Genomic DNA, 22,904 nt, shown 5'->3' with positions numbered 1-22,904 from the left:
TCATTACGCCTGAATTATCATACGGAAATAGAGATCGCACCGATGAATAGAGCGATAGCCGTCATGACGATCACTGCGAGAACCGCCCATTTCAATGCGAATTTTTGATGGTCATCAATAGAAACTCCGACGAGTCCGACAAGCAAATGAGTGGATGGCACAAGCGGACTCAGCATATGAATCGGCTGGCCGATAATAGAGGCTCTGGCAATTTCCACTTTATCCACACCGTATGCGACAGCTGTTTCTGATAAAATCGGCAGCACCCCGTAGAAATACGCATCATTCGGCATCAAAAATGTGAAAATGCCGCTTGTTAAGGCAACAATCGCCGGGATCAATCCGCCCATTTGTTCCGGTATCATGGACACGAGCGAGATCGCCATTTCATCAACCATTTTCGTGCCTGTCAAAATCCCCGTGAACACCCCCGCAGCAAAAATCATTGAACCGATAGCCAGCACGTTGCTGGAATGCGCCGCGATGCGCTGTCTCTGATGCTCGAGATTGGGATAATTCACAATCAGCGCAATACAAAACGCAATGACAAACAGTACGGTTAAACTGACTTTACCCGATACTAAACATCCTATTAAAGAAAGCGTTAACAATAAATTGAACCACCAAAGCTTCGGCCGCTTCCACTCATCTTCAACCGCAGCAGCCGGTTCATTGGCATTGGCTGGCTGTTTCAGTTCAATCACACCAAGGCGCTTTCGTTCCGCTTTTCCAAGCACATACGCAACCGCCACCATACAAAGCATCCCGCTTGCAATGACAGGAATCATCGGCCCTGTTAGCTCAGCTGGATCAACCCCCAGCGCACTCGCCGCCCTCGGCGTCGCACCGCCCCATGGAATCGTGTTCATGATTCCCATGCCGACTCCCGCGATTCCTGCCAAGATAATTGGCCGGATGCCTAGCAGCAAATAGAGCGGAAGCATGGCGCTTGTCGTAATCATGTACGTTGTCGAGCCATCTCCGTCCAAGGCGACGAGCATTGTAAGAACCGCTGTCCCGACAACAATTTTTAAAGGGTCTCCTTTGACCATGCTTAAAATTTTGCCAACCATTGGATCAAACAGGCCTGTATCAATCATAATTCCAAAATATAAGATCGCAAACATAATCATGACCGCAGTCGGCGCGACTTGCTGAATCCCCGAAATCATCATGTCCCCAACTTCAGTAAATCCAAATCCGGCGATAAGCGCAAACACAATCGGCGTCAAAACTAATGCTGTTAAAACAGAAAGCCGTTTTGTCATGATCAATGCCATAAACACAAGCATCATGAGAAAGCCTAAGATTGCTAACACATCCATTCCCCCTTAAATGAATCCGCTTACATTTTTTCTCCCTTACTCCCCTTTTTGTCTTGCCTTTTTGCCATCGTATGGGAAAACCAACCGCAAGTAAATAATTTGGTTTTTTTGTATTTTTAATTTTTTAAAACCGTTTTGTTCTTTTTGATCAATTTTCGGCATGAAAAAAATCCCGGGATGCCGGGATCTTAATTTCCTGTCATGATGCTTTGATAAAAAGCAGATTGCTCTTCTAAAAACCGTTTCGTTTCCCTGCTGTTCAAATAAAAGCTTTCCCAGTCCTGTTCGTTTATTTTCCGCTTCCATTCAGGTGAAGAGGTGACCTTCTTTAGCGCTTGATCCCAGTAAGAAATCTCTTCCTCGGACATATTTTTCGGGCCTAAAATCCCTCTCCAATGAGAAAAAACAAACGGGATTCCCTGCTCCTTCCACGTCGGTACATTTGGAAAACCGGGAAGTCTTTTATCAGACGTTACAGCGGCTAACGTGATATCGCCGTTTCGTTCATATGGTTTCGCTTCAGAAAGTGTCATGGAAGCCGCTTCTATCTCATGTCTGATCAGCGCCTGAATGAGCTGTTCGCTGCTGTCATACTGTGAGAATTGAATGTCAAACGGGTCAATGCCGTACATATCTGCCGCTCTGACGAACGAGAGCTGATCATCATTGCCAAACCCCGGGGCAAAGCCGATTCTCACCTTGCCGGGATGCATGTTGATCTCATTCAGCACATCCTTGCCATTTGTTAACGCTGATCCTTTTGGCAATGCAACCGTCTGCCATTCCTTGGAGAGAATGGCGAGCGGCGTAAAATCGGCCATTTTTAATTTGCTTTGCCCGAGAAGATCATTGCTCAATATTAGGCTGGACGTCATGCTGATGGTTTGTTTGCTGCTTTTGTTGACATATTTCCAGCCTTTCTCTCCCCCGCCGCCGGATTTATAGACGATATGAACATCATCCTTCACGATCTGCTTCTGCCTCAAAACTGATTGGATCGCCTGCGCTGTGACATCCCAACCGCCAGAAGGTTCGGCAGGGACGACAATTTCTATCGGCCCGTCAGGCAGGCGCGGCGCAGCCGCCTGCCTGATATCACCCTGCATAAAGATCAATAGAATAATCAATAGGATTATAGATTTTTTCATATCTAATCCGCCGCCAAATAATATTTTCTCTCCGGCCTGCCGATAATCCCGTATTCAAGCTCGGCTCTTGCTTCTTCCTTTGACACAAGGTACTCGGCATAACGGCGGGCAGTTGTTCGTGACGCCCCCATTTTTTCCCCAAGTTCCTCCGCTGTCAATCCTTCTGACGCAGTCTGAAGCGCTTCCTTAATTTTTCGCAGTGTAATCGAATTAATGCCAGTCGGCAAATCCTCTGCCGGCAAAGCTGTCTTCACACCGTTCCCAAATATATGGTCGATCATGGATTGGCTGACCTCCGGCTGAGACATGAGCAGCTTCCTTTTTTCTTTATATTGAAGCAGCACCTGCCTGAACTTGTCAGCCGTTACGGGTTTGATCAAATAGTGGGCAATCCCTGCCCTGAGCGCTTCCTGTAAATGCCGGGTTTCTGTTGCCGCTGTGATGATCATAATGTCCACTTCAGGAAATCGGCTTCGTAAATCAGGAATCAATGCGGTCCCAAGCTCGTCCGGCATATAAATATCCAGCAGAAGCAAATCAGCCTTGTGTTCCTTCAAAAGCGCCAATGTCTCTTTGGCGTTAGCCGCCTTGCCGATAATCTTGAATCCATCAAGCTGTTTAATCAATCTCTCATGGATTTGCGCAACTCGAAAATCATCCTCCGCAATCGCGATGTGAATCAAATGGATTCCCCCTTTGTTTCTCCTTCGGTATAAACACAGTGAATACCGCCCCGCCAGTTTTTTGATTCGCCAGTTCGATCCAGCCGCCCAGTTCACGCACTGAGTCTTTCACATTGGCCAGACCGTAGCCTCTCCTCATCCCCTTTGAAGAATAGCCTCTCTCAAACACAGCTTCTATTTTCTCTGGCGGCACACCGGGCCCTGTGTCTGATACTTCAATGACAATGTCATGGCCCATATCCGTGATAAAAAACAAAACTTCCTTCACGCTTTGCTCCGCTACAGCTTCGAAAGCGTTATCAATTAAATTGCCAATAATCGTAATAAGATGGGACAAGCCGATATGTGCAGGAAGAGGCGCGAGTGAGCTGTTCTCATCAATAACCAGCTTGACCTTCTTTTCCGATGCCTTGCTTATTTTCCCTAACAAAATGGCCTGCACCTGCTGCGAATGGATGTTATGGAATAAAAGATCATGCTGTTCATTTTGTATCGCATATTCCTCTTTAATCAGATCAATGGCTTCATCATACTCCCCAAGCTCAAGCAGCCCTAAAATCGCATAAAGCTTATTTGAAAATTCATGAGTCTGCGCCCTGAGATCCTCTGAATATTTGCGAACCTCTGTCAATGTGTCGATCAGCTTCTTCAGCTCTGTTTTCTCCCTGAAGCTGACGACAATCCCATACGCCTGCCCGCCTTGATTCATCACTTTCGTATTGATAATAAACACTTGATCGTTGACGCTTACCTCCTGGTTCGGCAGCATTTCTCCTTGTTCAAGCACAGACATCAGCCCTGCTCCCGGCATGACGTCATCTATAGGAAGATGGGTCACAGGCTCGGGCAGCTTCAGCATCTCGGCCGCCGATACGTTCATCATGGTGACGACGCCTTCACGATTGGTGGCAATAATCCCTTCTCGAATCGCGAAAAGCATTGCGTTCCTCTCACGATATAGAGCCGCGATCTCATGCGGTTCAAGCCCAAGCGTATCCTTTCTGATGCTTTTCGCCAGCACGGCGGCGCCAATAAATCCGAGCAGCAATACAAGCACAGCAATCACACTCAAATTTCTCAAATGCTTTTTGATGCTTTGCTCTGTCTCCGTTTGCAGAAAATCAACAGACACGCTGCCGATCACTTGGCTGTATCCCTTCTGTTCTTTTATAATCGGCGCGCTCCCTCTGATCACTCTTCGTCCATCCGCTTTTGTTTCAGAAACATGCGAACCGCCAAACAAAATTTTTCTGCTGCGCTCCAGTTTCTTTAATCCGCTTTTTCCAGAAGCGCTGCGAATGTCTCCTTTTTCGTCCAAAACATAAATGGCAAACGCGCCAGTCTGTTCTTTCATTTGTTCAATGACCTCTTGCGTCTCAGCCGCATGTCCGCCTTTTCTCTCAATGAGCTCTTTAACCGGCGGCATATAGGAGATGGTTCTCGCCGTTTGAACCGCCAGCTGCTCTGCCTGTCTCCGTTCTCCCTGTGTATGCTGAACGGCTAACGTAATGGTCAGCACACCAATGACAAAGACCAGCAGAGCCGCAATAAGCCCCATTATTTTTGTTTGCAGGGAAAAATGGAACCGCTTTTTCACCACAGCACCAGCCGTCCTTTCTACCTAGATCATACCATTTTTCACAGGCAATTTTCTCATTTTTCAAAATCCGTTTTCTTGCAATAAAAAAAAGGCAGACCGCGTCTGCCTTTTTCTTTCTACCATATTCCTAGTACTTTCCACCATAATCCGCCGATCACAAGCCATACGATGATATGAACAATCGACAGGATAAATCCGATGGACCACCATTTGCCTTGCGGGATGTAGCCTGCTCCGAAGAAGACCGGAGCCGCTCCAGAACCGTAGTGAGTCGTTGACCCGAACAGGTTGCTGATGAACGCGAGGCTCAGCGCTGCTAAAAGCGGCGGTGCGCCCGCTGCCACGACGACAGCCAAAAATGCTGAATACATCGCACTGATGTGGGCTGTCGCACTTGCAAAGAAATAGTGAGAGTAATAATACACAACAATTAAAATGATGAATGCCACAATCCAAGAGAACCCTGATACGGATGATTTCATGGCATTACTGAACCAAGACACCATGCCTAATTCATTCAAGAAGTTGGCGAGCATGACAAGCGCCGCAAACCAAGTGAGCGTATCCCAAGCGCCCTGTTCTTTTTTGATATCATCCCAAGTCAGAACTTGTGATAATAAGAGAACGGCCAAACCGATCAATGCGGTTGTGGTTGCGTCGATGTTGAAGCTGCCGCCAAAAATCCACAGCACAAGCACCAAAAGAAACACGATAACCATGGAAAGCTCTGATTTTTTGAACGGTCCCATTTCTTTCAGTTTTTCTGTTGCGATTTTCGCCGCATCCGGTGTTTCTTTGATTTCCGGCGGATACAGCTTGTAAATCACAAGCGGCGTGATGATTAAGCTTACAAGTCCCGGTACAATCGCGGCAATTGCCCAGCTTGTCCATGTTAAGTCCACCCCTGCGACATCATGGGCCAGCTTGGCAATCAGCGGATTCGCCGCCATCGCTGTCAGGAACATAGCAGATGTGATCAGATTCCCCTGAAAACCGGTTTTTAATAAGAATGCACCGATTTTTCTCTCTGTTCCATTTGCCGGGCTTGATCCGAATGTTTCGGATAATGATCTGATAATAGGAAATATAATGCCTCCTGCACGCGCCGTATTACTTGGAATAGCAGGTGAAAGTATTAAATCACTGAATAGCAGTGAATAAGAAAGTCCAAGGGTTTTTTTCCCGAATTTCTGAACGAATACATACGAAATTCTCGCACCGAGCCCGGTTTTGATAAATCCCCGGGAAATAAAGAATGCGATAACGATAAGCCAAATGGTCTTATTCCCGAATCCGCTTAATGTATCCTCAATTGATAGTGTTCCAGTTAGTGCAGTAACCGCCAATGCAAAAATTGCAATTGCACCCATTGGCAAGGGCTTGGAGATAAAGCCGATAATCGTCGCGACAAAAATCGCAAACAAATGCCAGGCTTTAGGTTCAAGTCCGGACGGAGCGGGAATAAACCAGATGATTAGTCCCACAGCGACAGTAATAAGCAATGGAACAAGCTTTACTGCTGACTGTTTTCCTGCGTCTTTTTCTGAAGCCATAAATAGGTCTCCTCCTATATACTTGTTTTCCGATCCCCTTTTCCATTCTACTCCTTAACTAAGTTAATAAACATTTTAATTAATTAAAAAACACAAAGGTTAGCACCCTTTGTGTTTTTCACTTTCTTAATTTAATTTACCCGCACCTGCTTGATTTATAACATTTGATTTCACATTAGCAGAAGCATCAATCGACCCATGCAGAGACGGCGTCCAGCCGACAGAAGAGCTCAGCCCGTTTGCAGCCGATGCGTTGATCTGTGTGCCGTTCAGCAACGTGCCGGAGTCATATAAAGCCGTTCCCCCGCTGAATACGCTGATCGTTTTAGCAGCTGACAGTCCCGGTACGTCAATGACATTGTTTTGGGCATAGATTTTAGATGACTTTCCGATTCCCCATGCATAGCTGAAAGGATAACTTGAAGAGCTTGTGCTTCCTTCATAATAGTTGTTGTATACGTGCACTTGCCCGAAGCGGACTCTCGGCGCGCGCTGGACAATATTTTTATAGCGGTTATGATGCAGCGTAATTTTTAATTTGCCGTCATCGGAGGTTTTGCTGTCACTTGATCCGAAAATGGAGCTTTTATCATGATCGTGATAATAGTTGTAGGACATCGTGATATAGTTAGCACCGTTGGAAGCATCCGTTTGGCCGTCATGGTGCTGATATTTTCTTCCATAATATTTCGGTGATGTGCTGTCCGGACGCGAACCGTCATTAAATGTACAGTGATCAATCCAGATGTGTGTGCCGCCGTTTATCGTGATGTTGTCGTATTGTGAGTTCCAGTTCCCTGAGCTTCCGTCAGTCGGATCCCATTGCGGAAAATAGTCATAGGCATCCTGGAATTCAATGTTGCGAATAATGACGTTATCACTCTTGATTTGGAAGTTTCCGCCCACGACTTTAGCGTTAGTCCCTGAACCGACGATCGTCGTGTTTGCCGGAATATCCACCATGACCCGTGCTTTTTGGTTTTTCTGAGAGCGCGCTCTCGCTTCTTCTTGTGTTCCCGACGGCTCTTTTTTGCCCCATGTGCTAGGATCATAGGCTTTCAAATATTTGTCCAAATCATACTCCGGATCTTTATAGTCATTTAGACCAAGCGGCTTCAGATTGTCATCCACGTTCATGTCAATCGTTCCCTTGATATAAATGATTTTTGGCGTTGTGTTCGTTTCCTTCCCTAATGCCGAGACAAGCTGGTTTCTGTTGCTGACGGTATACACATTTGAGGACGATGCTTTTGATCCGCCTGTCGTGCCGGTCGAGTACGCGCCCCAGCCATCATTGGATCCCAACGTCTGATGGCCTAAATCAGCTGCGTTCGCGCCAGCTGGAGTCAATCCTAAAAACAAAGCCGTAGCTAACATTACTTTTTTCATCCACTATGTACCCCCATTTTCTATTTTGTGAGATTTTATTCCAATTTATCACAAAAATATAATAGCAAATGGAGGGACATTCAGAACCGAAAATGTTCCGCTATCCTATTGCGGCATTCTGCAAAATTCCACCGCAAAGACCGCAAAAAAACCAAAAGGCCGACATTGGCCTTTTGGTTTTTTCTTTGCTTTATGCCCAAGCTTTCACTTTTTCGTTATCTGTCACAAAGAGAAGCACTTTTCCTTCATCTAAGCGTTTTTCAAATTGAGCGGCTTCATCTTCAGAAAAACCGATTTCGTGAATTTTATTGCGGAGCTCGTCTCCTTTTTTATTGAAGATATTTCCCACCGCGTGCTTGAAACCTGTTTCTTTGGCTCCGATCGTATTGGCATTCGTGTTGTCTGCCAGGCGTTCCGTTCTGTCATCGTCGTGAGCTAAGACGTATACATCCTCTTTCGCAACACCCATTTTCTGTAATTCCTCTACATCCTTCATGAGCTGTTCGTCATTTGTATACTCTTTTACAACTGGTTTCATGTCGATATTCCTCCTTCATGTTTTCTATATTTCTTTCATACCCGATCGTCTGTACCTGAAACAGATTCCAGAACATTAAAGAGAAAAACAGGAGGAATGGTAGTAGCTATTTGTTTTCCGTCCATGGTAAAGTGATAGGAACGGGACCATTTTCAGAAAAGTCAAAATTAAAGAGAAGCCGCTGCACGGAGCACACGACCATGAAATGCTGCCTTTATCCGTACGAGCAGGAGGTATGTCTAATGCAATATTTTTCACCAGAACAGCAATACAATGCTTGGATTGTGAGTGATTTAGTCAAACAGATTTTCCATAAGCGTGCCGGATGTTCACCAGGAATTCACGAGCTTGCGGTTTTTGCCGAGGAACATTTTCATATCGATATCGACTTTGTTTTCTCGATTATCATGAATATCGGCGACATTGAATTTGCACTAACAGATGAAATAGAAAAGAAATTGTCCGGTTATCTCAGCACTCTCCTTCCTTATGTCACTGCTGATATGTTCGAAACCTCTAAAGCCAACGCCCATGCGTTTTTGTCTCGAAGACACGGTAACGCTGCATACCACTTATTTGTGTCTGATGATGCTTTCATGAGAAAGCAGTAAAAAACGCAGCTTTCTTTACTAAAAAAATATTGACATGATAAGCCATGCTATTATAGTGTTACATGTGATAATGATTCTCATTACTAAATCTGAAAAAAGGAAGAATGACATGCGCACCTATTCTAACAAGTTGATTGCCATCATGAGTGTTTTATTGCTCGCCTGCCTCATTGTATCCGGCTGTTCATCAAGCCAGAATAACAACGGAAGCGGCGAAAGCAAGTCTAAGGATTCCAGAGTGATCCATGACGAAGAAGGAAAAACGACAGTAAGCGGCACACCTAAGCGGGTGGTTGTGCTTGAGCTTTCATTCTTGGATGCCGTTCACAATCTCGGCATTACGCCGGTGGGCATCGCCGATGACAACAAAAAAGATATGATTAAAAAGCTTGTCGGCAGCTCCATTGATTACACATCTGTAGGCACACGCAGCGAACCCAATCTTGAGGTCATCAGTTCCTTGAAGCCTGATTTAATCATCGCTGACGCTGAGCGCCATAAAAACATTTATAAACAGCTGAAACAAATCGCCCCGACGATTGAATTAAAAAGCCGTGAAGCGACATATGACGAAACGATCGACAGCTTTACGACCATTGCTAAAGCATTAAATAAAGAAGATGAAGGAAAAGAAAAGCTTGCCGAGCACAAAAAAGTCATCAACGATCTAAAAGCCGAACTTCCGAAAGATGAAAACCGCAACATCGTTCTCGGCGTTGCAAGAGCGGATTCCTTCCAGCTTCATACATCATCATCCTATGACGGAGAAATCTTTAAAATGCTAGGCTTTACACACGCTGTGAAGTCAGATAACGCCTATCAAGAGGTCAGCCTCGAGCAGTTGAGCAAAATCGATCCTGATATTTTGTTCATATCAGCCAATGAGGGCAAAACCATTGTAGATGAGTGGAAAACGAACCCGCTCTGGAAAAATCTCAAAGCGGTGAAAAATGGACAAGTCTATGATGCGGACCGTGACACTTGGACAAGATTCAGAGGCATCAAGTCTAGTGAAACAAGCGCCAAAGATGTGCTTAAAAAAGTGTATAATAAATAGGACAAATGAGAAGCGAGGGGAAATCCTTGCTTCTTCGTTTTTGCAACCAGACGCAGTAAGGAAGTGAGACTGTTGTATCATTCAGCCAAACGGCGCTCATCATCAAGACTGATGATGTTCATCATTGCACTGATTATTTTTATATTTGGGCTTGGGCTGAATCTTTCAGTAGGAGCCTCAGACATCGGCATCATAGATTCATTGAAATATCTTTTTGTATGGGACGGTTCAAAGGAACAGCTCATCATCTCCACTCTTCGCCTTCCCCGCACATTAATCGGCGTTTTTGTCGGCGCCAGCCTAGCTGTAGCAGGGGCGCTGATGCAGGCTATGACCAGAAATCCTCTGGCTTCACCCCAAATTTTCGGTGTGAATGCGGGTGCATCGCTTTTTGTCGTTGCTTCTCTCGTCATTCTGCCGTCATCGCCCTACTCTTCTGTTATATTCGCTTTTGCGGGTGCGGCGGCAGGCGGTGCGATTGTGTATATGATTGCCTCATCCGGCGGCATGACACCTGTCAAACTGGCGCTGTCAGGAATGGCCGTGCACTTGTTCCTCTCCTCTATGACACAGGCCATCATTATTTTAAATGAGTCAGGTGAGGATGTTCTGTACTGGATGACAGGCGCAATCGACGGCAGCAACTGGCAGGACGTCATAACCATCGCTCCGTTTTCTGTCATTGGCATCGGGCTTGCCCTCGTATTTTCCGGTTCTGTTTCTGTTCTCGGTCTCGGAGACGAAACAGCAAAAGGGCTTGGACAAAATATGAACGGCATCCGGATTCTGATCAGTTTGATTATTTTAATCCTTTCCGGCGCTTCCGTAGCCGTCGCCGGGCCGATTGGCTTTGTCGGGCTGCTCGTCCCGCATATTGTCCGCAAGCTGATCGGAGAACATTATCAATACGTGCTTCCGTTTTCGGCACTGTTCGGTGCCATTTTGCTGGTGTACGCAGATGTTCTGGCCAGATGGATTGCATTTCCTTATGAATCACCGGTCGGCATTGTCACCGCGATTATCGGAACGCCGTTTTTCTTATATTTGGCAAGGAAAGGGCGAAACCTGAAATGAAGAAAACAACCAGAAAACAAAAACGCCCCTTGCTGGCGATACTCATATTGGCCGTGATTTTAATCGTTCTGTCCGTCATCAGCATTGGAATCGGTGCATTATACATTTCACCTGATGCGGTAGTGACGAATCTGCTGGGACTGGATCATTCCTTTGAATTTATCATCCAGCAATATCGTCTGCCCCGCATTATATTAGCGATTTTGGCCGGTGCTGGGCTTGCCGCTGCCGGAGCGATTTTACAGGGTGTGATCCGAAATCCGCTCGCTTCCCCCGACGTTGTCGGCATTTCAAAAGGCTCCGGACTTGCGGCGATGGCTGTGATTCTCATCTTTCCTGAGTCGCCGGTATACGTGCTTCCGTTCTCCGCATTTGCCGGAGCCGCCATTATTGCTGTACTATTATTAATGATAGCCCGAAAAAAGAGCATTCAGCCCTCTTCACTGGCTTTATCAGGCATTGCCTTTAGGCGCGGTCTGCCACGCCGGAATGCAATATATGATGGTCAAGTTTCCAGGCGACGTGAATGCTGCACTCATTTGGCTGACAGGAAGCCTCTGGGGAAGAAACTGGGAAGAAGTCAAGCTGCTTGCGCCATGGCTTTTGATTCTTTTTCCGATCGTCTGCATACTCATACCGAAGCTGGATCTTATGTCACTCGGGGATGAGCTTGCACAGGGTCTCGGAGAAAACGCAAACCGGCTGAGATTCATCCTGATTTTCACCGCGGTGGCGCTGGCGGGAAGCTGTGTAGCCGTCGTCGGCTCAATCGGTTTTATCGGCTTGCTTGCTCCGCATATCGCCAGACGGCTTACCGGAGAAAAAGCTAAATATTTACTGCCTGCATCGGCATTGATTGGTGCTATTATATTATTAATTGCAGATACGTTAGGGCGCGGCATCATGCCTCCGGTTGAAATACCTGCCGGAATACTGACAGCCGTGATCGGCGCGCCTTATTTCTTATATTTATTGAAATTCGAAGCGAGGAAACAGTAGGGAGAGGATACCATGGGAAAACTGGCTGCAGACCAGCTCACTCTTTCATATGACAGTACAGTGATTATTGACGGAGTCGACTTAAAGATAGAAGAAGGAAAAATCACTGCGCTCATCGGCGCTAATGGCTGCGGTAAATCAACAATCCTCAAATCGCTCGCCAGGCTGATGGCCCCGAAAAGCGGTACAGTGCTACTAGAAGGAAAAGACATCCACCGCCAGCCATCAAAAGAAGTCGCAAAAAAACTGGCCATTCTTCCACAATCTCCTCAGGCTCCTGACGGATTGACGGTAGAGGAATTATGCTATTTTGGCAGACATCCTCACAAAAAGCTGTTATCCAAGCATACCCAAGAGGATCATGACATGGTAGAGTGGGCACTGGAAGCAACGGGCATGATTGAACTGAAGGATCGGACGCTGGATGCCCTCTCAGGCGGCCAAAGACAAAGAGCCTGGATTTCCATGGCACTTGCGCAAGGCACTGATTTGCTTTTGCTTGATGAGCCGACCACGTATTTAGACATCTCACACCAGATTGAAGTGCTTGAACTGCTGAAAAAGCTGAACCGCGACCATGGCCGCACCGTTGTCATGGTGCTCCATGATTTAAACCAAGCCGCTCAATATGCTGACTATCTGATCAGTGTGCTGGACGGAAAAATATACAACGCCGGAACACCGGAAGATGTGTTCACCCAGCCATTTTTCCGTGAAGTCTTCGGCTTGGAATGCTGCATCATGAGAAGCCCGATCGACCAGAAGCCAATGTGCCTGCCGACGGGACTGTGCCCGAAATTACGGGTGAAATGAAAAGGAGAGGAGCCCCCTCTCCTTTTTTGTATGCCAGCTTACCTTTTGTATTTCCTCTCCTGTCCATGTTACAGTGGTGTCAACCAAGTGATAGGAGGATGAAAATGACAGCATCTCAGCAGCAAATTCAATTAGCAAGACGTCCACAAGGTATTCCTGTTCATGAAGACTTTCGCTTTGAAACCATTCCGGTTCCTGAACCCCAGCAAGGGGAAGTGCTTGTCAAAACGCTTTATGTTTCGGTTGACCCTTATATGCGCGGCCGTATGCAGGATACGAAGTCATATGTTAAGCCGTTCGCCTTGGATGAAGCGCTTTCTGGCGGGGTTATCGCTGAAGTTGTGTCAGACGGGAATCATCTGAAAAAAGGCGATATCGTCATCGGAAATCTCAGCTGGCAGGAATTTTCCGCTGTGAGCGAGTCTGCCTTGCGAAAAATTGATACAAGCCTTGCTCCCGCTTCGGCCTATCTCGGCATTTTGGGAATGACCGGCTTAACAGCATACTTCGGATTGCTGGACATCGGACGCCCGAAGGAAGGCGAAACCGTGGTTGTCTCCGGAGCTGCGGGAGCCGTTGGTTCAACAGTCGGGCAAATTGCCAAAATCAAAGGCGCTCGAGTTGTCGGTATCGCGGGTTCTGATGAAAAAATCGACTATTTAAAACAGCAGCTTCATTTTGACGAAGCCATCAATTACAAAACAGCGGATGATATCCAAAAAGCGCTTCAAAACGCTTGTCCTGACGGTGTCGATGTGTATTTTGACAATGTCGGCGGACCGATTTCAGACGCGGTGATGAATCTGCTCAATGAATTTGCCCGCATTCCGGTGTGCGGCGCCATTTCTTCCTATAACGCAGAAAGCGAAGCAGATGACATGGGCCCTCGTGTCCAATCAAAACTCATTAAAACGAAGTCGCTGATGCAAGGCTTTATCGTAAGCGACTACTCCGATCGTTTTTCTGAGGGAGCAAAACAGCTGGCCGAATGGTTGAAGGCTGGTAAACTCCATTACGAGGAAACCATCACAGAAGGCTTCGAAAACATTCCTGACGCGTTTCTCGGTTTATTTAAGGGAGAAAATAAAGGGAAACAGCTGATCAAGGTCAGTGATCCGAGCTGAATGAAGATGAAAACGGGAGGGCTTTTTGCCCTCCTTTTGTGTTTCGATGAGATCAGCTGCGAAGAATCAGCGTAAGAAAACCATCTTCATCAGGTTCCGTATCTTCCAAAGTGAATCCTGCTGCTTGAAAGCAAGCTAAACTGATTCGATTGTCTTCTTCAATGCATGCCACCCATTCCCGTACGCTAGTAAAATCAGGTTCGGTCAGCAGTTTTTGCAATATCCGTTTTCCGTACCCTTGAAGCCGGTACAAAGGATTGACGATCAATCCAATATACGTCCGCTCCTCCCCGAACTCAATAACGGCCATCCCTGCCGGCAGCTGTCCATCATACGCCATGATGACAGTATCGTGTTTATCTTTATTTACTCGTGCATACCACTCATCTAATGGCAGCATCCCATCCATTCTCCGTCTGGTATCCTCATTCTCAAACCAGCGTTCAAGGATTTTCAGCTCTGACTCCTTCACTGCTTGAAACCTGTCTATTGAAACCATCTTCCCACCCCCGCGAATCTTTTCTATTATTTTACAACAAAAAAGAGAGCTTTCCGCCCTCCTTTTTATTTCGTCTTCAGTTTTCCGCCTGCATACACAGCTTCACTCAGTTCAACACCAAGCTTCTTCGCCATTTTTTTCAGCTTAGATTCCTCCAATTTTGTCACAAGGCTCAGCACGTTGCCTTCTTTTCCGGCCCGGCCTGTTCGTCCTGATCTGTGGACATAGCCATCTTCATCTGGAATATCAGCATGAATCACGTATGGCAGGTTTTCAATGTCTAAACCGCGTGCGGCAATGTCAGTCGCCAATAAAAGCGGAAACTCTCCGTCTTCGAATGCGGCAATGATTTTTGCCCGCTCCATTTTTTTCGCTTCACTGTGCAAAACGCCGAGTTCAACGTGGTGATATGCCAGTTTTTCCGCATATACACTCAGGTTGCCAATGTCTCTCACAAATACGAGTGCCTGCATGCCTTCAAGCCTTGACAGCTTTTGCAGCAGCTTCACTTTGTCGCGCTGGTCGCAAATCAGGTATTGATGTTTCACTTTCCCTGCCTCCGCCTTGCTTCGCTGCACCTTCAACACCTCAGGCTCTTGCGCCAATTCGCGGAGCACATCCTCTGTTCCCTTTTTAAGCGTGGCAGAGAAACATAGAAGCTGGCGGTCTCTTAATGTCGTTTTAATAATTTGTTTGATCGTCTCGCGATGCTCCGGCAGGATAAGCTGATCCGTTTCATCAAGTACAATCGTTTTCACTTCATGCATTTTGAGTTTCTTTGCTTTAATCAGTTCAAATACTCTGCCTGGTGTGCCGACGATGATATTCGGATGTTTTTTCAGCTTTTCGACCTGCTTCTTCACATTCGCCCCGCCGATTAAGGAAGCCGCGCGCAGCTCTGAGCCCGCTTTCCAATCCTGAATCACCTGAAAAATCTGCATGACCAGCTCACGGGAAGGCGCTAAAATCACCGCCTGCGGATGCTTTTGCTCTGGTTTGATCCGCTCCAAGACCGGCAGCGCATACGCCAGCGTCTTGCCTGTGCCTGTCGGCGATTCCGCGATGACATCCTTTCCGTCCATGATCAGCTGGGCTGCCTGCTCCTGAACAGGGGTTGGCGTTTGAAAGCCGGAAGCATTCCAATTCTCTTGTATAAATGATTGTGCATTATGTAAAAATGGCCAAGTTTGCGTCATTTTGTTCTCCTCAATTCCTGAAATCTATTCCATAGTATCTCAAAACCTCGCCCGGAACGCAATTTTTCTTTTTCTTTCCTATACCTTTCAACATTCCGAATCCTCCTTTATAATCAAAAGGGTGAATATTACACGCCGATTGTGCGTGTTTGATAACGATAGAGGTGTAAACATGAGTATTTTATCTGTAAAGGATTTAAGCCACGGCTTCGGGGACCGGGCCATTTTTAATAACGTTTCCTTCCGCCTGTTAAAAGGCGAGCACGTCGGCTTGATCGGCGCAAACGGTGAAGGAAAATCAACCTTCATGAATATTATTACCGGAAAGCTTGAACCTGATGAGGGAAAAGTCGAATGGTCAAAAAATGTCCGTGTCGGATACCTTGATCAGCATACCGTGCTGGAAAAAGGAAAATCCATTCGCGACGTCCTGAAAGACGCATTCCATTATTTATTTGCGATGGAAGAGGAAATGAACGAGATTTACAACAAAATGGGCGAGGCTGATCCCGACGAGCTCGAAAAGCTGCTTGAAGAAGTCGGCGTCATTCAAGACGCGCTGACAAACAATGATTTTTATGTCATTGATTCCAAGGTGGAGGAAATCGCCCGCGGTCTCGGTTTGAGCGATATCGGATTAGAGCGCGATGTCACCGATTTGAGCGGCGGACAGCGCACAAAGGTCCTTCTCGCTAAGCTGCTCCTTGAAAAGCCGGAAATTCTGCTTCTCGATGAGCCGACCAACTATCTTGATGAACAGCATATTGAATGGCTGAAACGCTACCTGCAGGAATACGAGAACGCGTTCATCCTGATTTCCCACGATATTCCGTTCTTAAACAGCGTCATCAACCTGATTTATCACGTTGAAAATCAAGAGTTGACACGCTATGTCGGCGACTACCATCAGTTTATGGAAGTCTACGAGGTGAAAAAACAGCAGCTTGAAGCGGCCTACAAAAAGCAGCAGCAGGAAGTCGCGGAGCTGAAGGATTTCGTTGCCCGCAACAAAGCGCGTGTCAGCACGAGAAACATGGCGATGTCCCGCCAAAAAAAACTCGATAAGATGGATATGATCGAGCTTGCGGCAGAAAAGCCAAAGCCGGAATTCCATTTCAAGCCGGCGAGAACGTCAGGCAAGCTGATTTTCGAAACGAAGGATCTCGTGATCGGTTACGATTCCCCGCTGTCCCGTCCACTCAACCTCCGCATGGAACGCGGCCAAAAAATCGCCCTTTACGGCGCAAACGGGATCGGAAAAACGACATTGCTGAAAAGTTTGCTTGGCGAAATCCAGCCGCTTGAGGGCTCTGTTGAACGCGGTGAGCACATCTATACCGGCTATTTCGAGCAAGAGGTCAAGGAAACAAACAACAATACGTGCATCGAAGAAGTATGGAGCGAATTCCCTTCTTATACGCAGTATGAAATCCGTGCCGCTCTGGCAAAATGCGGACTGACGACAAAGCATATCGAAAGCCGCGTCTCCGTATTAAGCGGAGGCGAAAAAGCGAAAGTCAGATTGTGCAAGCTAATCAACTCAGAAACAAACCTGCTAGTGCTCGATGAGCCGACAAACCACTTGGATGTCGATGCCAAGGAAGAGCTCAAGCGCGCCCTGAAAGAATATAAAGGCTCCATTCTGCTCATTTCCCACGAGCCAGACTTTTATATGGATATTGCGACAGAAACGTGGAACTGCGAGTCTTGGACGACGAAAGTGCTTTAATTTATAAAAAACCCGCCTGCTAAAGGGCGGGTTTTTTACTGCCATTTTTTCTGAACGATTCTCAAAAGCTCTCTGTCTTTTAAAATGAGCTGCTATGGCGAGGTGAATTCATCAAGTGTCAGCTCTCTTTTGGCAGACAGCTCAAAATCCTCCTCATCTGCCCAAGCGGTAAACCACTCGGCCGAGAAAAGCTGTTTTTCATGACGCTGTGTATGTATTGATAGAGCGTTTCTAAACATTTATGATCATATTCGTCAGGTTTTGCCTTATCCATGGCAAACGTCCCCTCTACAGCATGAACCATCACTTGAAATGGCAATCGTAAATGAACGGACACATTCTCAGCTTCTGCAAGATAAATCCCAGCCGCATCAATGTCTGACCGAAGCGGATGCCAACGGAATTAAAAAAATCTCACTGAATGTCCTGGAAACAAACGAAAGGATTTGAAGCAGAAGGAATCTTAAAAAAGGAGAAATTGCTTTCTGACGGAAATTACTATAATACGGTAGTAATGGGGAAATTCCACGATTAAAAAAGACACTGCATCTTCGCAGTGTCTTTCGTTATTAATGTCCCGCCTTAATTCCAGCAAGATGTTTACGTCCCATGAGAAGGACAAGCATGCCGACAAAAACGACGATTCCGCCTACTGTATATGGTGTGCTTGCAGTAAAGTGTTCTGACAGCATTCCTGCAATCCACGGGGCGAGCGCGCCGCCGATGAAGCGGACTGAGCTGTAGGCTGAAGACGCGATTGAACGTTCAACCGGCGCAGAACCCATCACAGCGGTTGTCATGATCGTATTCACCATACCGAGGACAGCACCAGCGACAACGATACATGTAATAATCAAAGTCTGATGGTCTGTCCAGATCCCCATAATAACGAGAATGGCCGCAAAGGCGATAAAGAGAATGACGAGCGAACGCACTGTGCCCAGCGCTTTGTGCACGAGCGGCGCCGTAAAGACTGACGTAATCGCCAGCAGAAGGCCCCAGCCGAAGAAGACATATCCAAGACCGTGTTCATCTAAATCCAGAACGAACGGAGAATAAGCAAGCAAAATAAAAAATCCAAAGTTGTATAAGAATGCCGATACCGCCATTGTTAAAAGGCCTTTATATTTGAGCGCCTTCATCGCATCAAACACACCGACGCGTTTTGCCGGTTTCGGCAGCTTCGGAAGCATGAAAGAAATCGCGATTAACGCAATAAACATCAGGACAGATACTCCGAAAAACGGTGCGCGCCATGAAATGCTTCCGAGCTCTCCGCCTGCAAGCGGCCCGACAGAAATCCCTAGACCAAGCGCGGCCTCATACAAAATAATCGCTTGGGCGCTGCCGCCGACTGACACGCCGACGATGACCGCAAGCGCTGTTGAAATAAACAAAGCATTCCCTAATCCCCAGCCGCCGCGATAGCCGACTAACTGAGCGATTGAGCTTGAGCTGCCGCCAAGCCCCGCAAATACAATAATAAAAATAAGTCCGAGAATTAACGTCCATTTCGCGCCGATGCGGCTGGAAATGGCTCCTGAGAAAAACATCATAAATCCGGTTACAAGCAAATAACTTGTAAACAAGAGTGATACTTCACTAGGTGAAGCATGTAATTGTGCGGCAATGGCCGGAAGAATTGGATCGACCAGCCCGATTCCCATAAAAGAAATCACACAGGCAAACGCGACAGCCCATACCGCTTTTGGCTGGCTGAGCAAGCCTGTTTTCTGATTCACTTGTGTTGTCTTATCCATTTGACCTGACCTCCATCTTTATTCCATTAAAAGAAACGCTACAAAAATAGCGTTTAACAAACTTTTCATTCGATTGATTGAATGGCGCGTTCCGCTTTATTTTTCATGCCTTGCAGGCGTTCTTTAAAGCTTTGGAATGTGCGGATTTTCTCATCAATCAAACTCAACTGGTGATTCAGGGTTTCCTGAATTTCCTCCAGTTTTTCTTTCCGTTCCTTAGGATCCAGTGACAACAAATACCCCTCTTTGTTTAACTCTAGCTGGCGGCTGGTTTCCATGAAATGCTGAAGCTCCTGAAGGGAAAAACCGAGCACCTCTTTTGTGCTGATGACTTTCTCAAGCTCCTCCATATCATCCTCTGAATAAAGCCTTACACCGCCGTCTGTCCGTTTCGGCGCCGGAATCAAGCCGATTTCTTCATAAAACCGGATGGTCCGCTTTGTCAGTCCGCTTCTTTTGGCCACTTGATCAATCTTCATCCATTCCAAGGTAAATCCCCCTTCGCCGTTTCTGTTACCATTATACACCTTTTGAACCTTAACGTAAACGTTAAGTTTTAAAAAACAATAAAAAAGACGAGTAGCATAAAGCACCCGTCTTTCACTTTCCTGTTTAAGCTAAACTTCCCGCCACTGACAGAGACTCTTTTTGAAGGCTTTCAGAAAGCACTCGATACGCGATCACTTTCTTCTTGTACTGTTTCACGACGTCGATATGGTCGTCGTAGCGGTACACGAACAGCTTCACGTCTTTTTTTCCTTTTTTTGTATCTATCACCAGCGGCGTGCCGCCATTTTCCGGATGTAAATAACGCTCTTCATCACCTGGATAGATATAATATTTTTCCAGGAAGATAGCTTCGTTAAATTGATCAATCACTTTCTGTTTCTCTGCACCCTCGAGGCGTTTTCCATCTAGAGAGAGACTCGCATTTTCGTCACTCAGCTTGGCGTGCACTTCAAATTTGCCGAGCAGCCATTCTATGACGCCTGTAGGAAGACAGGTTAATACGATTTTCACCAGACTCATGAGAATTAACATCACGATCGCCCATGTCATACTTCATCATCTCCGTTAGTTTTCCATGTGCCGCTGACACACAATTTTATCCTAACATAAGCAGGCCGGTTCGTTTTTGTCCATTATGTGAAAAAAGCGCGGCCTGCTGCGGCCGCGCTTTTTAGCTTTCCAGTTCTTCGATCATGAGGGACAATTCTGTCCAGCGATCCATCGCAGCCTCAAGCTCTTCAGCAGTTTTCGCCTGCTCGGCCATCAGCTCTTGGATTTTGCCAAAATCACTGCCTGCTGCGGCGATGTCAGCTTCGAGCTGCTCATGCTTTTCTTCCAGCTGGGCAATTTTATCTTCGATGCCATCCCATTCCAGCTGGTCTTTGTAAGAAAGCTTTTTCCGTTTTTTCTTCGGCTCGGCTTCAGCCGTTTTTTCCTCAGCTGTCGGTTTTGGGGCCGCTTTTTTCGCTTTTGACTCCTCCATATAGTCGCTATAGGAGCCTTGAAAGCGGGAAATGACGCCATTTCCTTCAAATACAATCAAACGGTCGACGACGCGGTCAAGGAAATAGCGGTCATGGGATACGGTGATGACGACGCCAGGGAACTGGTCAATATAATCCTCAAGAACGCTTAATGTTTCAGTATCCAAATCGTTCGTCGGCTCATCGAGAAACAGGACATTCGGCTCCTGCATGAGAACCTGAAGCAAGTATAAACGGCGTTTTTCCCCGCCGGACAGCTTGCGGATATACGTCTGCTGCATCGAACGCGGGAAGAGGAAACGCTCGAGCATTTGTTCAGCTGTAATCATATCGCCATCTGCCGTTTTTACGACCTCCGCCGTTTCTTTTATATAGTCAATGACCTTTAACTCACCGTTCATTTCACTATGATCCTGAGTATAGTAGCCGATTCTGACCGTCTGTCCGATCGTAATATCGCCTCCGTCCGGCGTATGACGGCCGGCAAGGGCATTTAACAGCGTTGTTTTCCCGATGCCGTTTGGCCCGATGATCCCGATCCGTTCACCTGGTATGACAAGTTCATTAAAACGGTCGACGAGCATGCGGCCGTCATAAGCGATCATGACGTTCTCCGCTTCAATAACCTGTTTTCCGAGACGGTGCGAGCCAATGGCAAAATCGAGTGAACCTGATGACTGAGGGCCTTTCTGTTCTTTAAGCGTCTCTACCCGGTCAATTCTCGCCTTTTGTTTTGTGGAGCGGGCTTTCGCTCCCCGTCTGAGCCAAGCCAGCTCGCGGCGCAGCAGGTTTTGCCGCTTCGTTTCCTTTTGCTCAGCCTGCGCTTCCCGTTCCGCGCGTTTTTCTAAAAACACTTCATAGTTGCCTTTGTACGTGTAGAGACTGCCTCTTTCAAGCTCATAAATGCGGTTGGTGACACGGTTTAAGAAATATCTATCGTGCGTCACCAGCATGACGGCGCCGGGATATTGGCTTAAATACCCTTCAAGCCACTCAATCGTTTCATTATCCAAATGGTTTGTCGGCTCGTCCAAAATGAGCAGATCAGCGGGCTGAATTAAGTTTTTGGCAATGGCTACCCGTTTTTTCTGGCCGCCTGAGAGCTCATTGACCGGTTTTGTTACGTCGTTGACGCCCAGCTTAGACAATACGGTTTTTGCCAAGGTGTTTGCATCCCATGCATTGTTTGCGTCCATTTTCGCTTGTGCTGCCAGCAGGTGTTTCTGGCGCTGTTCATTTTCGGGATCTTTCCCCAGTTCATACAGCGCTTTTTCATATTCACGCAAGGTTTTCATCACAGCCGATTCACCGGAATAGATATGCTCCAGCACTGTTTGCCCCGCAGGCAGCTCCGGGTCTTGATGAAGAAATTCGACCTGCACGCTTCCAGATTTCGTGATTTCTCCTTCTTCGATAGATTCCAAGCCGGCAATCACTTTCAGCAGCGTTGATTTTCCTGTTCCGTTCGGTCCGATCAATCCGATTCTCTCATTCTCTTCAATATGAAAGGAGATATGGTCAAATAATGTTTTATCTCCGTATGTTTTATAAAGATTTTCCGCTTTTAATATGCTCATGGTTCCTATCAATCCTCACGTAAGTTCATGTGTACATTTTAAATCAGCCGCTGGAATAAAACTAGTAAAACGTCAGACGAATTTCATGGAAATGCAGGATAGAAAAAGACCGGGGACATTTGTCCCCGGTCTTTTACTCTTCCTCAAGCGCTTTTTCGGCCATTTTTGCAAGATGCTGTGCGCTTCCTGAAATCTCCTGCATTGTGGCGGAAATTTGTTCAACAGCAGCGGCTTGTCCGTCTGTATGCTGGTTAATCGACTCAATGGATTCCTCCAGCCCTTTCAGCAGGCTGTGGATTTTTTTCGTAATCTGGTCAATTTGGCCGACATTTTCTTTTGAATGCGTTGCTAGCTTTCTGATCTCATCTGCGACGACAGAGAAGCCTTTTCCGGACTCCCCTGCTCTTGCCGCTTCGATTGCGGCGTTCAAGCCGAGCAGATTGCTTTGGTCAGAGATGCCTTTAACAGTTACTGAAATATCGGCGATTTCACCGGCGCTTTCGCTTACTTTTTTCGCCTGAGAGGAAATGCCCGACATTTGAGTTGAAAACCCGTTAATTGATTCAGAAATGTCGGAAATAGCCGCGGCTGTTTGTTCAACGACAGCTGATAAGCTTTCCGCGACATCATGCAGCTTTGACGACTCCTCAAGGCTCGTTCCGAGGCCGACGCCTCCAATGACTCTTCCATTCTCGTCGTGCAGCGGGATGGCACGCGCGATCAATGGGAAGCCGAA

The 22,904-nt window shown here is 46.7% G+C and carries 22 protein-coding genes and 2 pseudogenes; 8 read left to right on the top strand and 16 right to left on the bottom strand.

What is annotated here, in order from left to right:
- Positions 1 to 17 precede the first annotated feature (17 nt).
- The 8 genes from citM to ACFVP7_RS04165 all read right to left on the bottom strand — a co-directional run bounded on the left by citM (position 18) and on the right by ACFVP7_RS04165 (position 8,236).
- Complete coding sequence (citM, locus tag ACFVP7_RS04200; protein ID WP_042978073.1) at positions 18 to 1,319, bottom strand: citrate transporter CitM; 1,302 nt, start codon at positions 1,317 to 1,319, stop codon at positions 18 to 20.
- A gap of 42 nt (positions 1,320 to 1,361) precedes the next feature.
- Entirely contained in the window at positions 1,362 to 1,487 is a 126-nt protein-coding gene (locus tag ACFVP7_RS04195; protein ID WP_003233716.1) for a hypothetical protein, read from the bottom strand.
- 26 nt (positions 1,488 to 1,513) lie between these two features.
- The gene (locus ACFVP7_RS04190) at positions 1,514 to 2,473 is read right to left on the bottom strand and encodes a tripartite tricarboxylate transporter substrate binding protein (RefSeq protein ID WP_101501757.1); all 960 of its coding nucleotides are present in this window, start codon (positions 2,471 to 2,473) and stop codon (positions 1,514 to 1,516) included.
- A 2-nt stretch (positions 2,474 to 2,475) separates the two neighbouring features.
- Positions 2,476 to 3,156 (bottom strand): two-component response regulator CitT, encoded by a 681-nt coding sequence (citT, locus tag ACFVP7_RS04185; protein WP_396583013.1) that lies wholly within the window; start codon positions 3,154 to 3,156, stop codon positions 2,476 to 2,478.
- Complete coding sequence (gene yflR, locus ACFVP7_RS04180; protein ID WP_260665442.1) at positions 3,128 to 4,756, bottom strand: two-component sensor histidine kinase CitS; 1,629 nt, start codon at positions 4,754 to 4,756, stop codon at positions 3,128 to 3,130. The genes citT and yflR overlap by 29 nt, the downstream gene beginning before the upstream one ends.
- 116 nt (positions 4,757 to 4,872) lie before the next feature.
- Positions 4,873 to 6,309 (bottom strand): anion permease, encoded by a 1,437-nt coding sequence (locus ACFVP7_RS04175; protein ID WP_003233725.1) that lies wholly within the window; start codon positions 6,307 to 6,309, stop codon positions 4,873 to 4,875.
- Between the two features lie 126 nt (positions 6,310 to 6,435).
- On the bottom strand, positions 6,436 to 7,698 hold the full coding sequence (locus ACFVP7_RS04170; protein ID WP_003244025.1) for a pectate lyase: 1,263 nt from the start codon (positions 7,696 to 7,698) through the stop codon (positions 6,436 to 6,438).
- 190 nt (positions 7,699 to 7,888) lie between these two features.
- The gene (locus tag ACFVP7_RS04165; RefSeq protein WP_003233729.1) at positions 7,889 to 8,236 is read right to left on the bottom strand and encodes a general stress protein; all 348 of its coding nucleotides are present in this window, start codon (positions 8,234 to 8,236) and stop codon (positions 7,889 to 7,891) included.
- Between the two features lie 242 nt (positions 8,237 to 8,478).
- Between ACFVP7_RS04165 and ACFVP7_RS04160 the strand changes: the two genes are divergently transcribed.
- From ACFVP7_RS04160 to ACFVP7_RS04135, 6 genes and pseudogenes are all read left to right on the top strand, one after another.
- Positions 8,479 to 8,847, top strand: coding sequence for a YfmB family protein (locus ACFVP7_RS04160; RefSeq protein WP_003233730.1), 369 nt, complete (start codon positions 8,479 to 8,481; stop codon positions 8,845 to 8,847).
- 109 nt (positions 8,848 to 8,956) lie between these two features.
- Positions 8,957 to 9,904: a Fe(3+)-citrate ABC transporter substrate-binding protein YfmC gene (yfmC, locus tag ACFVP7_RS04155; RefSeq protein ID WP_049140630.1), complete on the top strand. Its 948-nt coding sequence runs from the start codon at positions 8,957 to 8,959 to the stop codon at positions 9,902 to 9,904.
- A 72-nt stretch (positions 9,905 to 9,976) separates the two neighbouring features.
- Entirely contained in the window at positions 9,977 to 10,978 is a 1,002-nt protein-coding gene (gene fecD / locus ACFVP7_RS04150; RefSeq protein WP_338732749.1) for a Fe(3+) dicitrate ABC transporter permease FecD, read from the top strand.
- Positions 10,975 to 11,977: pseudogene (yfmE, locus tag ACFVP7_RS04145) on the top strand (Fe(3+)-citrate ABC transporter permease YfmE). Before fecD ends, yfmE begins: the two are co-directional and overlap by 4 nt.
- Positions 11,978 to 11,989: 12 nt before the next feature.
- Entirely contained in the window at positions 11,990 to 12,790 is an 801-nt protein-coding gene (gene yfmF / locus ACFVP7_RS04140) for a Fe(3+)-citrate ABC transporter ATP-binding protein YfmF (protein WP_338732746.1), read from the top strand.
- 104 nt (positions 12,791 to 12,894) lie between these two features.
- On the top strand, positions 12,895 to 13,914 hold the full coding sequence (locus ACFVP7_RS04135; protein WP_338732744.1) for an NADP-dependent oxidoreductase: 1,020 nt from the start codon (positions 12,895 to 12,897) through the stop codon (positions 13,912 to 13,914).
- A gap of 52 nt (positions 13,915 to 13,966) precedes the next feature.
- On the opposite strand, the gene ACFVP7_RS04130 is transcribed toward ACFVP7_RS04135, so the two are convergent.
- Together ACFVP7_RS04130 and ACFVP7_RS04125 are read right to left on the bottom strand one after the other, a co-directional pair.
- Positions 13,967 to 14,413, bottom strand: a complete 447-nt coding sequence (locus ACFVP7_RS04130; RefSeq protein WP_338732742.1) for an N-acetyltransferase family protein — start codon at positions 14,411 to 14,413, stop codon at positions 13,967 to 13,969.
- Between the two features lie 65 nt (positions 14,414 to 14,478).
- A complete protein-coding gene (locus ACFVP7_RS04125) occupies positions 14,479 to 15,609 on the bottom strand; it encodes a DEAD/DEAH box helicase (RefSeq protein ID WP_338732740.1) in 1,131 nt (376 codons plus the stop codon).
- A 172-nt stretch (positions 15,610 to 15,781) separates the two neighbouring features.
- Here ACFVP7_RS04125 and ACFVP7_RS04120 point away from each other — a divergent pair, with 172 nt between their 5' ends.
- On the top strand, positions 15,782 to 17,338 hold the full coding sequence (locus ACFVP7_RS04120; RefSeq protein WP_014476110.1) for an ABC-F family ATP-binding cassette domain-containing protein: 1,557 nt from the start codon (positions 15,782 to 15,784) through the stop codon (positions 17,336 to 17,338).
- Between the two features lie 118 nt (positions 17,339 to 17,456).
- Here the strand turns inward: ACFVP7_RS04120 and ACFVP7_RS04115 are convergent, their stop codons facing one another.
- On the bottom strand, positions 17,457 to 17,612 hold the full coding sequence (locus ACFVP7_RS04115; RefSeq protein ID WP_338732738.1) for a hypothetical protein: 156 nt from the start codon (positions 17,610 to 17,612) through the stop codon (positions 17,457 to 17,459).
- 113 nt (positions 17,613 to 17,725) lie between these two features.
- Between ACFVP7_RS04115 and ACFVP7_RS04110 the strand changes: the two are divergent.
- Positions 17,726 to 17,873, top strand: a pseudogene (locus ACFVP7_RS04110) (GNAT family N-acetyltransferase); the annotation flags it as partial.
- Between the two features lie 34 nt (positions 17,874 to 17,907).
- Here the strand turns inward: ACFVP7_RS04110 and ACFVP7_RS04105 are convergent.
- The 5 genes from ACFVP7_RS04105 to ACFVP7_RS04085 form a co-directional block, all read right to left on the bottom strand.
- Positions 17,908 to 19,098: an MFS transporter gene (locus tag ACFVP7_RS04105; RefSeq protein ID WP_085187077.1), complete on the bottom strand. Its 1,191-nt coding sequence runs from the start codon at positions 19,096 to 19,098 to the stop codon at positions 17,908 to 17,910.
- 65 nt (positions 19,099 to 19,163) lie between these two features.
- A complete protein-coding gene (locus ACFVP7_RS04100; protein WP_043857940.1) occupies positions 19,164 to 19,586 on the bottom strand; it encodes a MerR family transcriptional regulator in 423 nt (140 codons plus the stop codon).
- A gap of 124 nt (positions 19,587 to 19,710) precedes the next feature.
- On the bottom strand, positions 19,711 to 20,157 hold the full coding sequence (locus ACFVP7_RS04095) for a YfmQ family protein (RefSeq protein WP_003243426.1): 447 nt from the start codon (positions 20,155 to 20,157) through the stop codon (positions 19,711 to 19,713).
- Positions 20,158 to 20,278: 121 nt separating this feature from the next.
- Positions 20,279 to 22,168: an ABC-F family ATP-binding cassette domain-containing protein gene (locus ACFVP7_RS04090; protein WP_017695580.1), complete on the bottom strand. Its 1,890-nt coding sequence runs from the start codon at positions 22,166 to 22,168 to the stop codon at positions 20,279 to 20,281.
- Positions 22,169 to 22,301: 133 nt separating this feature from the next.
- The gene (locus ACFVP7_RS04085; RefSeq protein WP_369888597.1) at positions 22,302 to 22,706 is read right to left on the bottom strand and encodes a methyl-accepting chemotaxis protein; all 405 of its coding nucleotides are present in this window, start codon (positions 22,704 to 22,706) and stop codon (positions 22,302 to 22,304) included.
- Between the last annotated feature and the right edge of the window lie 198 nt (positions 22,707 to 22,904).

It is taken from the genome of Bacillus sp. SG20033 (genome assembly GCF_044570195.1).
GTDB lineage: Bacteria > Bacillota > Bacilli > Bacillales > Bacillaceae > Bacillus > Bacillus subtilis.
Note: the sequence above shows the minus strand (reverse complement) of the source record. Positions and strands in the feature narration are given on the sequence as shown.